The organism is Streptomyces sp. Tu 2975, assembly GCF_009832925.1.
Classification (GTDB): Bacteria; Actinomycetota; Actinomycetes; order Streptomycetales; family Streptomycetaceae; genus Streptomyces.
Window position 1 is genome coordinate 5489797 of the sequence record NZ_CP047140.1, and the last position, 13742, is coordinate 5503538.

Annotated in this window: 13 protein-coding genes; 5 read left to right on the forward strand and 8 right to left on the reverse strand. The window is 71.8% G+C overall.

Going from position 1 to position 13742, the window contains the following annotated elements:
• Positions 1-16: 16 nt before the first annotated feature.
• Both GLX30_RS24280 and GLX30_RS24285 read right to left on the reverse strand, forming a co-directional pair.
• Positions 17-931, reverse strand: a complete 915-nt coding sequence (locus GLX30_RS24280; RefSeq protein WP_159692305.1) for an ACP S-malonyltransferase — start codon at positions 929-931, stop codon at positions 17-19.
• 89 nt (positions 932-1020) lie between these two features.
• Positions 1021-2205 carry a helix-turn-helix domain-containing protein gene (locus tag GLX30_RS24285; protein ID WP_005318100.1) on the reverse strand — a complete coding sequence of 395 codons (1185 nt, stop codon included), beginning with the start codon at positions 2203-2205 and terminating at the stop codon, positions 1021-1023.
• A 93-nt stretch (positions 2206-2298) separates the two neighbouring features.
• On the opposite strand from GLX30_RS24285, the gene GLX30_RS24290 reads away from it, so the two are divergent.
• Positions 2299-2955 (forward strand): pirin family protein, encoded by a 657-nt coding sequence (locus GLX30_RS24290; protein ID WP_167306858.1) that lies wholly within the window; start codon positions 2299-2301, stop codon positions 2953-2955.
• A gap of 50 nt (positions 2956-3005) precedes the next feature.
• Here the strand turns inward: GLX30_RS24290 and GLX30_RS24295 are convergent, their stop codons facing one another.
• Together GLX30_RS24295 and GLX30_RS24300 are read right to left on the reverse strand one after the other, a co-directional pair.
• Positions 3006-3314, reverse strand: coding sequence for a hypothetical protein (locus GLX30_RS24295; protein WP_159692307.1), 309 nt, complete (start codon positions 3312-3314; stop codon positions 3006-3008).
• Complete coding sequence (locus GLX30_RS24300) at positions 3278-3760, reverse strand: hypothetical protein (protein ID WP_159692309.1); 483 nt, start codon at positions 3758-3760, stop codon at positions 3278-3280. Before GLX30_RS24300 ends, GLX30_RS24295 begins: the two co-directional genes overlap by 37 nt.
• A gap of 373 nt (positions 3761-4133) precedes the next feature.
• Here GLX30_RS24300 and GLX30_RS24305 point away from each other — a divergent pair, with 373 nt between their 5' ends.
• Positions 4134-4685, forward strand: coding sequence for a hypothetical protein (locus GLX30_RS24305; protein ID WP_244258275.1), 552 nt, complete (start codon positions 4134-4136; stop codon positions 4683-4685).
• A 196-nt stretch (positions 4686-4881) separates the two neighbouring features.
• Here the strand turns inward: GLX30_RS24305 and GLX30_RS24310 are convergent, their stop codons facing one another.
• Positions 4882-5676: an NAD(P)H-dependent oxidoreductase gene (locus tag GLX30_RS24310; RefSeq protein ID WP_159692311.1), complete on the reverse strand. Its 795-nt coding sequence runs from the start codon at positions 5674-5676 to the stop codon at positions 4882-4884.
• Between the two features lie 98 nt (positions 5677-5774).
• Here GLX30_RS24310 and GLX30_RS24315 point away from each other — a divergent pair, with 98 nt between their 5' ends.
• On the forward strand, positions 5775-6662 hold the full coding sequence (locus GLX30_RS24315) for a helix-turn-helix transcriptional regulator (RefSeq protein WP_159692313.1): 888 nt from the start codon (positions 5775-5777) through the stop codon (positions 6660-6662).
• Here GLX30_RS24315 and GLX30_RS24320 read toward each other — a convergent pair.
• Complete coding sequence (locus GLX30_RS24320) at positions 6647-7864, reverse strand: hypothetical protein (protein ID WP_159692315.1); 1218 nt, start codon at positions 7862-7864, stop codon at positions 6647-6649. The genes GLX30_RS24315 and GLX30_RS24320 overlap by 16 nt on opposite strands.
• Before the next feature lie 106 nt (positions 7865-7970).
• On the opposite strand from GLX30_RS24320, the gene GLX30_RS24325 reads away from it, so the two are divergent.
• The gene (locus GLX30_RS24325; RefSeq protein ID WP_159692317.1) at positions 7971-10115 is read left to right on the forward strand and encodes a hypothetical protein; all 2145 of its coding nucleotides are present in this window, start codon (positions 7971-7973) and stop codon (positions 10113-10115) included.
• A gap of 8 nt (positions 10116-10123) precedes the next feature.
• Here the strand turns inward: GLX30_RS24325 and GLX30_RS24330 are convergent, their stop codons facing one another.
• Positions 10124-10342, reverse strand: a complete 219-nt coding sequence (locus tag GLX30_RS24330) for a DUF397 domain-containing protein (protein ID WP_244258276.1) — start codon at positions 10340-10342, stop codon at positions 10124-10126.
• A 92-nt stretch (positions 10343-10434) separates the two neighbouring features.
• A complete protein-coding gene (locus GLX30_RS24335; protein ID WP_159692321.1) occupies positions 10435-11139 on the reverse strand; it encodes a DUF6333 family protein in 705 nt (234 codons plus the stop codon).
• Positions 11140-11314: 175 nt separating this feature from the next.
• On the opposite strand from GLX30_RS24335, the gene GLX30_RS24340 reads away from it, so the two are divergent.
• The gene (locus GLX30_RS24340; RefSeq protein ID WP_244258277.1) at positions 11315-13645 is read left to right on the forward strand and encodes an LPXTG cell wall anchor domain-containing protein; all 2331 of its coding nucleotides are present in this window, start codon (positions 11315-11317) and stop codon (positions 13643-13645) included.
• Positions 13646-13742: the final 97 nt, after the last annotated feature.

Here is a 13742-nt window from a genome sequence, read left to right on the forward strand (position 1 = left end):
GCTCTACGGCTCCTTGTCAGGCTGAAAGCTCGGCGACGAGCGCGCGGGCCGCGTCGAGGTCGTCGGGGGTCTTCAGCGCCGACGTCCGCACGCCCGGCAGGGCGCGCTTGGCGAGACCGGTGAGCGTACCGCCGGGGCAGACCTCGATCAGGGCGGTGACGCCCTGCTCCTTGAAGGTCTCCATGCACAGGTCCCAGCGGACCGGGTTGGCGACCTGACCCACGAGACGGGAGATGACGTCGGCGCCGTCGGCGACGATCTGCCCGTCCTTGTTCGAGACGTACGGTACGGCCGGGGCGGAGACCGTGAGGGCCTTCGCGGCCTCCTCGAGCTTCGCGACGGCGGGTGCCATGTGATGAGTGTGGAACGCGCCGGCCACCTGGAGCGGCAGGACACGGCGGACGCCTTCCGGCTTGTCCTCCGCGAGTGCCGCGAGCTGCTCGGCGGTGCCGGCGGCGACGATCTGCCCGGCGCCGTTCACGTTGGCCGGGGTGAGGCCGAGCTTCTCGAGGTGTGCCACGACCGTGTCGGCCTCGCCGCCGAGGATGGCGGACATGCCGGTCTTCGTGATCGCGGCGGCCTCTGCCATCGCCAGGCCGCGGGCCCGTACGAGCTTCAGCGCGGAGGTGTCGTCGATGACACCCGCGAACGCGGCGGCGGTGATCTCGCCGACGCTGTGGCCGGCGACCGCGCCGGGAGCCATCTCACCGAGCGCCGACGCGGACAGCAGTCCGGCGGCGACGAGCAGCGGCTGCGCAACGGCGGTGTCGCGGATCTCGTCCGCGTCGGCCTTGGTGCCGTAGTGGGCAAGGTCGAGCCCGATGGCGTCCGACCAGGCCGCGATGCGGTCGGCGGCGCCGGGGAGGTCGAGCCAGGGAGTAAGGAAGCCGGGCGTCTGAGCGCCTTGGCCGGGAGCGACGAGTACGAGCACCCTCACACTCTCTCTTGTGGACGGCCTCTCCCGCCCGTGGGGACAGGGACGAAGAACCGTCAGGGGAATTGTCGGTGTCCGACAAAAGTCTAGGGCTGGGCATCCCCGTCGGCCAGACGCCCCAGGATCAGCGCGATTCGCAGCGTGAACGCCGAACGCACGTCGGAGGGTGACCAGCCCGTGACGTCTGTCACACGTCGGAGCCGGTAGCGCACGGTGTTGGGATGCACGAAGAGCATTCTGGCGGCGCCCTCGAGGCTGCTCGCCTGCTCCAGATAGACACTCAGAGTTTCCAGGAGGGCCGAGCCGGCTTCCTCCAGTGGTCTGTAGATCTCCTCCACCAACTGCTCACGCGCAGAAGGGTCGGAGGCGATGGCGCGTTCCGGCAGCAGATCGTCCGCGAGAACCGGCCGCGGAGCGTCCTGCCAGGCCGAGCATGCCTTGAGCCCGGCGGCTGCGGCCTGCGCGGAGCGGGTCGCCGCCAGCAGGTCGGGCACGATCGGGCCGGCGACGACGGGGCCCGCCGCGTACGGGCCGATGAGCGCCTTGGCGACGTGCAGCGGGTTGTCGCTGCCCCCGGCGATGACGACGAGCCGGTCGCCGAGCACGCCCGTCAGCACCTGGAGCTTGGCGTGTCGGGCGGCGCGGCGGATGGCCTCGACGGTCAGTTCGCTGTCCCCGTCGGGCGCGGTGCCGAGGATCACACACACATGCTCGGGCGAGTTCCAGCCGAGCGCCGCGGCGCGGGAGACCGCGCCCTCGTCTGCCTCGCCGGACAGCACCGCGTTGACGACGAGCGATTCGAGGCGGGCGTCCCACGCGCCGCGGGCCTCAGCGGCCTGGGCGTAGACCTGGGCGGTGGCGAAGGCGATCTCCCGTGCGTAGACGAGCAGCGCCTCACGCAGTACGGACTCGTCGCCGGGGGCGGCGACCTCCTCGATCGCCGCCTCCATGACCTCGATGGTGGTGCGCACCATCTCGACGGTCTGGCGCAGGGTGATCGCCCGGGTCAGCTCGCGCGGGGCGGTGCCGAAGACGTCGGTCGAGATGGCTTGCGGGGTCTCCGGGTGCCGGAACCATTCGGTGAAAGCGGCGATACCGGCCTGGGCGACCAGGCCGATCCACGACCGGTTCTCCGGTGGCATGGCCCGGTACCAGGGCAGCGACTGGTCCATGCGGGCGATCGCGTTCGCGGCGAGCCGGCCGGAGGACTGCTCGAGGCGGCGCAGGGTCGCGGAGTGCGGGTGGGAGGAGTTCGCTGCAGGTTCGGGCACGGGACAAGAGTGCCTTATCAGGACGCGAGGGCCGGGGGGCGGGGTTCTTGTTCATTCCGTCGTCGCCGGACGGTTCCCGGCTACCGTGGTCGCGTGATATCCGTTCGGCGCGCCGGCGAGCGCTACACAGGCGGCGACCCCGCGGCCGGCATCGAGTCCCTGCATGCCTTCTCCTTCGGGCGGCACTACGACCCAGGCAATCTCCGCTTCGGTGCGATCCTGGCCTGCAACGAGGAGCGGCTCGCACCCGGCGCCGGGTTCGACGAGCATCCGCACAGCCACACGGAGATCGTCACCTGGGTCGTCGAAGGTGAGCTCACCCACCGCGACAACGCCGGGCACGCCACCGTCGTCCGCCCCGGCGATGTGCAGCGGCTCAGCTCGGCGGGCGGGGTGCGGCACGTGGAGCGCAACGACGGCGATGTGCCGCTGGTGTTCGTACAGATGTGGCTGGCACCGCTACGGCCGGGGGGCGAGCCGTCGTACGAGATCGTGCGCGGTATCGCCGACTCGACTCCGTACGCCCTGCCCGAGGCGGGCGCGATGCTGCACGCGCGCCGGCTGGCGGCGGGGGAGCGGACGGCGGTGCCGGACGCGCCGTACGTGTACGCGCACGTGGTGCGGGGCCGTGTCGCCCTGGGCGGCGACGAGTTGGGGCCTGGTGACGCAGCCAGGATCACGGACGCGGAGGGCCTGGAGCTGGCCGCGGCCGACGCGGCGGAGGTGCTGCTGTGGGAGATGGGCCGGTGAGACACCGGGCGATGGTCAGTCCTGCCAGTAGAACAGCAGCGTGCCGACGCTCAGAGCCTTGCGGTCGCCGAAGTAGTAGACGCACAGGTCGGTGACCGTGATGTCGCTGGTCGCCTCGTCGATGCAGCGGAAGCCGGGGCTTCGAGCGCTTCGCGGGCTTCGCGGGACGAGCCGCCGCGGTGGCCGGTGCCGAACGGGCCCAGGGTGCTGATCAGGACCGCGTCGTCGTCCTCGCCGTAGTTGACGTAGTGGTACGTGCCGCCGCCGTGCTGGTAGTGGTCACCGCACGAGACCGGAGACTCGCGGGACAGGCCGGCCGCCGTCAGGGCGGATGCCGCCCGGCGCAACTGATCGTCCACATCGGGGACCGGCGGCGGCTCGGTGCAGAGGGCCTCGACGCGCCAGCGAGGGTCGCTCTGCCGCTGGCATCGCGGCGCGTACTCGTGCACGATCGCGGCCCGCACTCCTCGCACAGTCCAGGGACTTCGACGCGGGGACGGCCGAGGCGGTCGTAGATCAGCCGGGTTTGGTCGGCGACCTCGGTGAGGCGGTGCAGGGCGTACGCCGCCCACAGACCGGCCTCGGCGGTGGGGGCCTCGTCGATGCAGGCGCGTAGCCGGTCCGCGTCGTCGGCGAGGGACTGGGCGAGGTGGGTGACCGCACGGTCGGGGTCGGCGAGGGCGTACGTCACGTCCTCGGCCGCGGCGGCCCGCATACGGACCCGGAACGCGCGGTCCTCGGGACGTACGTCGCCGAGGTCGTTCAGGACGGCCTCGAGCCCGCGCCGGGCGACCAGCCCGTGCAACCCGGCCTCGCCCGCGACCCGTTCGTGCTGCCAGGGGGCTCGCCGCGAGCGTGGTGAGGCCGCTCACCGCCATGAGGTCGCCGAGCCGGCCGCGGGTCACGAGGATCGCGTCCGCCGTCCGGTCCCGCTCGAGCCGCCGGGCTTCGTGCGTCAGCCACGGCAGCAGCTCCTCCCGATCCCCGAGTACGGCTAGCAGCGCCTGTCGCACCTCGCCGGTCTCCTCGGTGTCCCGGAGCTGCGCGGCCCTTCGTGACCGCTCGGGCCTGGCTCCGCGCAAGGTCTGGATCGTAAGGACATCTGGATCGACTTCGGGTTCAGCGGCCTCACCAAGTGGTACGGCAGCACCTTCGAGTCCACTCCGCTGGAAATCGTCGTGGCTGCCGCGGACTGGGGGGAGGGTGCCTACGCGCCCACCCTCCGGGAAGACGCTCTCAGGCTGCTGGAGTCACCCCTGCCGACCAGGGGGATCGACATCCTGTGGTGCGCGGCCGTGCGCTCCAAGTTCGTCGCGGATGAGCGATGGATGGACGGACGCGACTGGCTCCGCCGGATCGTGGACGTCTGCGAGGAACGCATCCGCCGGGACGAATCGCGATTCGATGCCCTCCCTCCTGCGCACGTCTGGGATTTGGAACTGAGGGACGCGGTCCTCGCCGAGGTGCGAGCTCTCGCACCGGAGTTGGACCGTGCCACCGCCGGTCACCCCTACTACGGGGTGCCGGAAGTGGTCCCGTCGCTGGAGCGGGTGGTCACCGAGGTCGACCCCGACCTCGGGTTCAGGCTGTTCCTGCGGGTCCTCAAGGCGTACTTGGTGCCGATCAGTGAGTCGCAGCACCGCCGGTACCGCGAGCTGGGCGAGGCATTCGGGTACAACGAGCTCGTTGTCGACGACGGCACCCTCCAGTTCATGCCGCGTGCGCACTGACCGCTGAGCACGATCGCCGAGGGCGGTATCCCGGTCTTCCAGGGGTACCGTCCTCGGCCGTCGAAGGAGTCGCTCCGAGGAGCGCCCGGCAGGCGGCGAAGCCGCTGCCGGAGGAGCCGCCGGAATTCCCGGCCGCGCACGGTCCGAGGCCCTCCCGCCGGTGACCTTGACAGGCTTCGAACCCGTGGCATCCGCCTCAGACGCGCGGGCGGACGTGGAGGTCGAGGCCGGTGGTGCCAGGACCCTCCACCGCCGGCAACAACCGCATGTCATGGTCGTAGTCGCCGCCGGCAAGGGTCCGGTAGGGGATCGGCTCGTCGGTGAACAGGCCGTCGAGGCGCCGGCCGTACTCCCCCTCTGCCGCCGCATACCTGTCCGCGGAGAGGCTGTGCGCGTCGTGGACGGTGAACGGTTCGAGCGGTGCGATGCCGGCGAACCAGAACAGGCCGTGCTGCAGCGGGTGGAGGAGATCCGACAGGCGCCCGTGGATGCCGCGTTCGGTGAGCGACGGCCCGCTCGCGCCGATCGTCACCGAGAGCAGCGCACGCCGTCCGCCCAGAGCGCCCTCGCTGTACGGCGGGGGAAGGCCGGGGCCGTGGGCGAAGCCGGGGGTGAACACCCGGTCGAGCCAGCCCTTCATGATCGCGGGAACGGAGAACCACCACAGGGGGAACTGCAGCACGACCGCGTCCGCCCAGCGCAGCTTCTCCTGCTCGGCGGCGACATCGGGCGACATCCGGCCGGACACCGCGGCCTGTTCCTGAGCGGCCAGTACGTCCAGCCGCCGGTCCGCGGGACGGTCGGGGAAGTCGTCCGCGTCCACGGTCGCCTTCCACTTCATGGCGTAGAGATCGGACACCTTGACCTCGTGGCCCGCGGAGCGCAGGCGCTCGACGGCGAAGGCGGTCAGGGCGGAGGTGAGCGACAGGGGTTCGGGGTGGGCGGTGACGACAAGGATCTTCTTGTGCTGCTGCGGTGCTGCTCGAGTCATGCCGCCACGTTCTCCCGGGCGCGCAGCGGCAGCCAGCACCCTGTCCAACCGCAGGAACGGCGGTCCTGGTACCGCGAGGGCCACCCATACTTGAGCGCATGGACGGCGTGGACCACATCGAGCGCACAGGTACGGACGGAGCCGGCGGCGGGAACGGCGACCCGCGGCGGGCCCTCGGCGGCTTCCTGCGCGCCCGCCGCTCTCGGGTCGCCCCGGAGCACGTGGGGCTCGCCGTCGGCGGGCGGCGGCGGGTGCGGGGCCTGCGACGCGAGGAACTCGCCCAACTCGCCGGGATCAGCGTGGACTACTACGTGCGCCTCGAACAGGGCCGCGCTACCCAGCCCTCGCCGGAGGTCCTCGACGCGCTCGCGCGGGCGCTCGGCCTCGAGGCGGCGGAGCGCAAGCACCTGGCCACGCTGACCGCCACCCGGCGGGGGCCCGTGCCCGTGACGCGTGTCAGCCCTTTGCTCCGTCGGCTCCTGGACACCGTGGAGCAGTTCCCGGCGTTCGTGACGAACCCGCGCGCCGATGTCGTGGCCTGGAACGCTCTGGGCGCCGAGCTGCTGGGCGGCGTCGGTGACCCGGGCCGCCGCGACCACAACAACGCCCGGTATCTCTTCCTCGACCCCGCCTCCCGGACCGTCTTCCCCGACTGGGAGGACAGGGCGTTGGAGGCCGTGGGCCAGTTGCGGGTCTCCGAGGGGAACTATCCCGACGACGCGGGACTGGCCGCGCTCATCGCCGAACTGACCTCGCACAGCGACGACTTCCGGCGTATCTGGGACACGGGCGAGGTCCTGATGTGCACGGCTGGCCGCAGACGGCTGTGCCACCCGGTGGCCGGGCTGCTCACCTTGGACTACGAAACCCTGCACGTACCTGCCTCGCCCGGCGAAACGGGCCTCGTGGTGCACGTCTACAGCGCAGAGGAGGGCAGCGAGGACGCCGCCGCGCTCGAGCGGCTGGCGCGTCAGTCCTGCCAGTAGAAGAGCAGGGTGTGGACGTCGAGCGGTGCGCGGCCGCCGAAGTAGTAGACGCACAGGTCGGTGACCACGATCGAGCCGGTGTCTTCGTCGATCCAGCGGAAGCCGGCAGCCTCCAGGGCGCGCCGGGCGGCGGGGTCGGCGTCGTGGGCGGCGGCGAAGGGGCCCAGGGTGCTGACGGCGAGTTGCTTCCCGTCGTACGGGATCACGTAGTACGTGCCTTCGCCCTGTCCGTTGTGGTCGCCGATGGGCACCGGCGCTCCCGGCGTGAGGCCCGCCGCCGCCAGCGCGGCCGCTGCCCGGCGGAGTCGGTCGTCCGTGTCCGTGTCGGTGTCGGCGTCGGTGGGCGGGTCGGTGGCGAGGGCCTCGACGCGCCAGTGCGGGTCGCTCTGCCGCCGGCAGCCGGGCGCATACGCGTGCACGATCGCCGCCCGCAGGTCCTCGTCCAGACCGGGCACCTCCACCCGGGGGCGCCCGAGGCTCTTGTAGATCTCGCGGGTCTCGTCGCCGTCCTCGGTGAGGCGATGCAGCGCGTACGCGGCCCACAGTTTCGCCTCCGTCGTCGGGGCCTCGGCCAGGTAGGCGCGCAGCCGGTCCGGGTCGTCGGCGAGGGACTGGGCGAGGTGGGCCACCGCGCGGTCGGGGTCCGCGAGTGCGTCGGTGACGTCCTCGTCGTTGCGGGCCCGCATCCGGATGCGGAACATCCGGTCCTCGGAGCGTGCGTCACCGAGCTCGGCCAGCACCGCGTCGGGCCCGTGGCGGGAGACGAGGGCGTCAAGTCCGGCCCGGCCCGCGTCCTGGGTCCGGGACCAGGGGGAGGCCGCGAGCGTCGCCAGATCCCCGGTGGCGGAGAGGTCGCCGAGCCGGCCCCGCGCCTTGAGGATCGCCTCGGCCATGCCGTACCGCTTCTCGTCCCGCCGTTCCTCGTGCAGGAGCCAGGGCAGCAGTTCCGAACGGTCGCCGAGGACCTCCAGCAGTGCGACGCGTACCTCGGCCGTCTCCCCGGTGTCGCGTACGCGTGCGACCAGTTCGGGCAAGCGCGGCTCCGGCACCCGTCCGTCCAGCGCCTGTACGCAGTGCCGGCGACGCCACCACGCGTTGGCAGGGTCGGCCACGTACCGGGCGAGCGTGTCGGCGTCGAACTCCCGCAGAGCGGCGGTGTCCTTCCCCCGGCCGAGCGGGAGCAGCGTGTCGATGTCGTGCATCCGGCGGATGCTACGGCGCGGGCACGACGAAGGCTCGCTGTTTTCGCGGGCCCGCACCAAGGCCGAGGAAGGCTCCGCTGTCGGACCTGCCTGCCATGATCCGCGTATGGATCTCGTACGCGCACTCGACGGTCTGGACGCTCACCCCTGGGCAGGCACCACGCACGCCTACGGAAGTGCCGAGGACGTCCCCGACGTGCTGCGGGCGCTCACCGGGGACGACGGGGAAGCCGCGGACGAAGCGGTGTCGGAGCTCTATGGCAGCGTCCTGCACCAGGGGACCGTCTACGCGGCCAGTGCCGACGTGGCGCCCTTTCTCGCCCGTATCGCGGCAGCCGGCCACAAGTCCGCCGATCTGCTGAGGCTGCTCGGCGACATGGCCGGCAGCGACGACGAGTACGGGGTGGAGCCGGGCACCGTACGCAGGGCCGTCGCCGCGCAATTGCCTTTGATGACACCGTCGTTGGTCGAACCTGATCCCGCCGTACGTCAGGCCGCCGTGTGGGCCGTCGCGCAGACGCGTGTTGCCGGCACGGTGCTGCCCGAGCTGCTGGGGCGGTGGGACACGGAGCGGGAGCCGCTCGTACGGGCCGAACTCCTCGGTGCCGTGGCGGGGTTGGACCCGGTGGCGGGTGACGCCCTGGCGCAGGCGGCCCTCGGACCGGAACAGCCCGCCCACCTGCGGCTCGCCGCCGTGTTCGCCCGCCTCGACGCGGGAGGGGCATGGGACGCCACGCACCATCGGGCGCTGCTGTCGACGCTGCCCGCGAGCCCGCTCGGCCGGGAGCGGCTCGACCTGGACCGGGCCGAGCCGTTGTGCGCCGTCGTCGAGCTGCTGCTGGGCAGGGGGACCGAAGCGGACACCGCGGCGGCCGGAGACCTACTGGACGCCGCCTTGCGGGACGAACGGGCCGAGGTGCGGGCAGAGGCCGTGTGGGCCGCCGACCGGGCCTGCCAGATGTCCCGCAGCGCCCCGCAGCGGCTGCTGCCAGCGCTGCTGCCGCTGGTCGCGGCGGGCGACGCGGCGGCCGACGCGGGGGGCGTGCTGTCCCTGCTCGGGAAGCTGGGACCGATCGCGGCGCAGGCCGCGCCCGCGCTGGCCGGACTCGCGGATGCCGACGACGACGATCTCGCGGACCGCGCGCTCGGCGTGCTGGCCCTGGTGGCACCGGACCGGGCGGCTCCGCTGCTCGCCCGCGACCTGGGGAAGCGGCCCAGGGGCCTGGACGCCGCCGCGGGATTTCGTGCACCGCAGGACGTGCCGTTCCCGTTCCACCCCGAACTGTTGACCGCGGTACGGGCCAGGCTGCTGGAGGACGATCTCACCGGGAACGAGCCCTTCCAACTGACGCGGCTGCTGCGGCAGTGGGGCGGCCGGTCCGCCGACGCGCTGCCCGAGCTGTACGAGCTTCTCGCCCGGTTCCCGATGCCGACGGCCCCGGCCGTCGCCGCGATCGCCGCCGCGTGCCCGCCCGAAGAGCGTCGGCGCGCGGCCCGGGTGTTGCGGGCGCAGGCCCCGGACGGGCCGCTCCCGGTGGCGGAGGCCCACCGCGAACTCACCGGTGAGACGGACGTCCTCCTGGCGAGGCTCGCCAAGGAGCTCTCGGGCGCGACCGGCGACGCGACCCGGGCGGCCCAGGTGGCGGGCCGACTGGGTGCGTCGGCAACGGAATTGGTGGGCGCACTGCGCGGCGCCCTCAGCGGCGCGGACGCCAGGGACGTCTCGCCGGTGCTCGACGCGGACGTGGCGCTGGCCGACGCACTGTGGCGGATCACCGGCGACGCCCGGACGGTCGTGCCCGTGCTGGACTCGGTGTTCGCACGGGCCGCCGGCGAGCGCTGGTTCCGGTGGAGCGCGATACGGGCGGCCCGCGCGGCCGCGCTCCTCGGCCCGGCCGGCCGGCCGCTGGTGCCCCGGCTGGAAGCACTCCTCAAGGACCCGGAACAGGTCCCGGCGGCGGTGCTCGCCCTGGTGGCCGTGGCGGAGGAGGGGGCGCTCGACCATCGATCACTCGCGGGCCTCGTCCTCGCCGCGGCGGAACAGGAGGCGAACGCGCTGGAAGCCTGCGACGCCCTGGAGGTTCTAGGGGCGGACGCTCTGACCACCGATCACCTGCGCAGGCTGCATGACCTTGCCGAAGGTGACCGGCGGGTGATCCGCTCGGGCGTGGAGAACCGGATCATCGTGGCCGACGAGCTGCTGCGGGCGCGCGTCCGCGCGGTGGTCGCCGCGTCAGGGCAGGCGCCCTGACCGGCGCCTCAGCGCAGGCCGTCGACGAACGCCCGCCAGGCGCCCGCGCCGACGACCACGACCGGGCCGTCCGGGTTCTTGCTGCCACGGACCGGCACGGCGGCGGTCGGGCAACCGTCGGCGACCTCGACGCAGTCGCCGCCGGTGCTGCCGCTGTGGTTCGAGTGTGCGGCGAAACCCGCGGGCACGGACGGGCGGTGAGCGGTCCTCGCCGGCCGGTCGTGCATGTGTTCAGCGCCGGGGAGGCCGCCGGGGGACGCCGAAGTTGCGGGCATCGGGACGGGCCTCCGGCCGGCCTCGGGCCACGCATGGGACGTCGTCACTCCTCACGCCAGACATCGTCGATGGCGTCCTGGACGTCCTCGGTGCGGGTGACCTTGAAAACGGACACCATCAGGTTCTCCCGGACGTAGTCGGAGTGCAGGCCGCAGGCGAGGAGGTCGAGGTACTCGACGCCGATGAAGGGCTCGTCCTGGTCGGTGCCGAGGTAGTCGCCCCCGGGGTCGCCGGGACCGACGCCGACGGCCCGCAGGAGCTGCGCGGGGTCGCCGGTGACGTCCTGGTCGTCCCAGCCGTCGGCCGAGAGGCGCGGCTGCCCCGGGACATGGGCCAGGTACTTGCCGTAGGCCTCGGCCGAGCACATCTCACATACAGCGGTGATGCGGGCCTCGGGGTGAGCTTTGACCTGGGCGTCGAACGCGGCGTCGAGGTTGGTGGAGAGGATGCCGTCCTCACCGAAGGCCGGGTCGCTGATCTGGACGATGTCGCCCCAGCATCCGACGGCGACCTGGTCGAGGTCGCCCACATGCCGGGGGTGGTCCAGGTCCCGGCGGAGCGCGGTCCCGAGTTCTTCGGCGACGGTGGCGACGGTGGAGAGCTCGTCGACGACGGCGCGGGCGCGGACCGGGTCGTGGGCCGGTGCGTGGCGGATCGTGTGCTGGTCGTAGGGAGCGCGGTAGGGCGGGTGGACGCGGGTGATCCGGAGGGTGGACTGCCGCCAGGCGACACGCGGGTTCTGGCTCATGGTGTGAGCCTAGGTCAGGTCGCCGCCGGGAAACGATCGGCGTGTCGCACGCCAAACCCCTTGGTGTCGGCAGGAGTTGGGTCCCTATGGTGAGCCACGTCGGCGGTGTCATGTCACGGGGGCTCACACCGCACCGTACCCGTCCCCCAGCCCCCAGGAGCAGGGACAGAAGAGCTTGAAACCGATACGTTTACGCGTCCGGGCACGTCTGGCCTCCGCCGCTGCCGTCGTCGCGGCATTGGGCCTCGCACTCACCGGGCTTCCCGGCCTGACCGGCGAGGCGGACGCGGCCCCGATGCCGGCGAAGCCGCTGGACAAGGGCATTCCGTGCAAGGATTACTTCGACCTCGCCGACGACCTCCAGGCCATCGCCGAACTCCCGGAGTTCGACGCCTCCCGGGCCAAGGCCCACTGGGACACGTACGACTACGTGAACCCGGGCAAGCAGTGGGACGGCCTTGAGCGGCCCAGCGAGGAGGACATCGATCGGCTGAAGGACCTGGAGAAGCAGCCGCCGAAGTCCCAGCCGAAAGACCGCATCTACTGGGCGTGGCTCGCGGCGCGCGAGTCCAACCCGGGCACGTGGGACGACTGGTCCCACTGGCGCGACGTCCGGCTGATCCGCAACTCCGGCAACGACCCGCGCGGCAAGGCGTTCGAGAAGAAGGTCATCAAGGACCACGGCCTGATCGGCCCGGAGTGGATCTGCCAGAAGGAGGTGGAGTTCAAGGACCCGGACACCGGCAAGACGCACCGCAGGCAGCTCGACGCCTACAACACCAAGACCAAGCAGATCCTGGAGATCAAGTCCAACGGGCAGCCCGATCCGAAGCAGAGGCCCAAGGACATCGCGTGGTCCAAGGACAAGAACTGGCGCCAGTCGTCCATGAAGTACGTCTACGGACAGCCGCAGGAGAAATCGGCGGCCACCCTGAAGCAGGAACTGAGCAAGAACGCTCCTGGCCGCGTCACGGAGTACAACTACCGCTCGGACAAGGTCGAGAAGGCGCCCGGCGGCGGTGTGCGCGCGAAGTCGACCAACATGCAGCCCCCCGGAAAGCCCCCCACCACGGGCGGCGGCGCGAACGACCTGATCCGTGAGTCCCGTGCGAACCCCAAGGCCATGGCCGAGTTCCTGAACAAGAAGAACGCCGCTGACCCCAGCAGGCTCTCACCCCGAGGGGCGGGCGGCGTGGACTTCACCACCCTCGATCTTCGTTATGTCGGCAAGCCCGTCAAGGGCGAGGGCCTGGACTACGGCTTCTCCGCAACGGAAGACCCCGAGGAGAAGTCAGGCTGGGGCGGCAAGGAGAAGGCGCAGCTCATCTCGGACGCCTTCCTGACCTGGCTGGCGCTGACACCGGACAAGTTCTGGGTGAACCTCAACCCGGACGAGCCCAACAGGGTCATGGACGCCCAGTTCGGGAAGACCGATGCCGGCCGGATCCTCCTCGAGGCCGACCTGCGGATGAAGCACGACTTCTTCAAGGCGATGGACCCCAAGACCGATCTCGGCAAGCGGTTCTGGGCGTCCCTGCCCAAGGTGAACGGCCGCCCGTGCTTCGCCGGGATCCGCAACTGGATCGAGCCGAAGACCGCGACCGTGCGCGAGCAGGACGGCGGCATCTACATCCTTGACGCCCCCTTGAAGCTGGAGTCCACCCCGCAGGACTTCACCAGCGACCCCGGCGGCGACCAGATCTGCGACCCGACCGAGGCCGAACGGGACCAGGCACAGCAGGTCATCGACCGGATGATCGTCCCCGAGGTCGAGAAGACCATCAACACTGCGCCGCAGTACGCGGACCTGCGCCGCGTCCACACGGCCCGCGTGGCCGCCGAGTGGATCCGTCTCCAGGACGCGAAGACGCCCACCGACTACCGCGCGATCATCAACAGCAACGACGTGTCGTCGTGGCCGCTGCGTGCCCCCAACCAGAACTGGGACAAGAACGAGCTGTTCAAGAAGTACCGGGACATCTTCCTCAACGGTGAGTTCCAGTACGACGTGGACACCGACGAGGGCGTGATGGTCTACATCGTCGGCGGCGTCGACTTCTCCAAGCAGCCGAAGCGCAACATCAGCAAGACCGAGTTCACCACCGGGCACAGCAACCTTCCCCGGCAGACGCAGACGTCGGTGAAGACCCTCACCGACAACGCCAAGGACGACGACGGCAACGTGCTGCTCCTGGGCGGTAACACCACCTCCACCGACACCGGGGGAGGCGGTGACGAGCCGGGGCCGGACCCGACGCCGACCCCGACGCCGGCAGAGCCGGGCGGGCCGACCGACAGGCCGACCACCCCCGGGCCTGACCCGTCCACGCCGCCGGCCACGGGCGGCAGCACCGGCGGCCAGAACGACCCCGACCCGGACGGCGACCTCGCCGACACCGGTTCCGACACCCCCATCGGCCTGATCGCGGGCATCGCCGCCGCGCTCGCGGCGCTGGGCGGCGGACTGATCTGGTGGAAGCGCCGCCGGACGGCCGTACAGGAATAGCCCGACCGTCCCGAGACATGCTGCGGCCCCGCACCCATTGCCCGAAGGTGCGGGGCCGCAGTGCTGCCGCCCGGAACCGCACGGCGCGCGCCCAGGC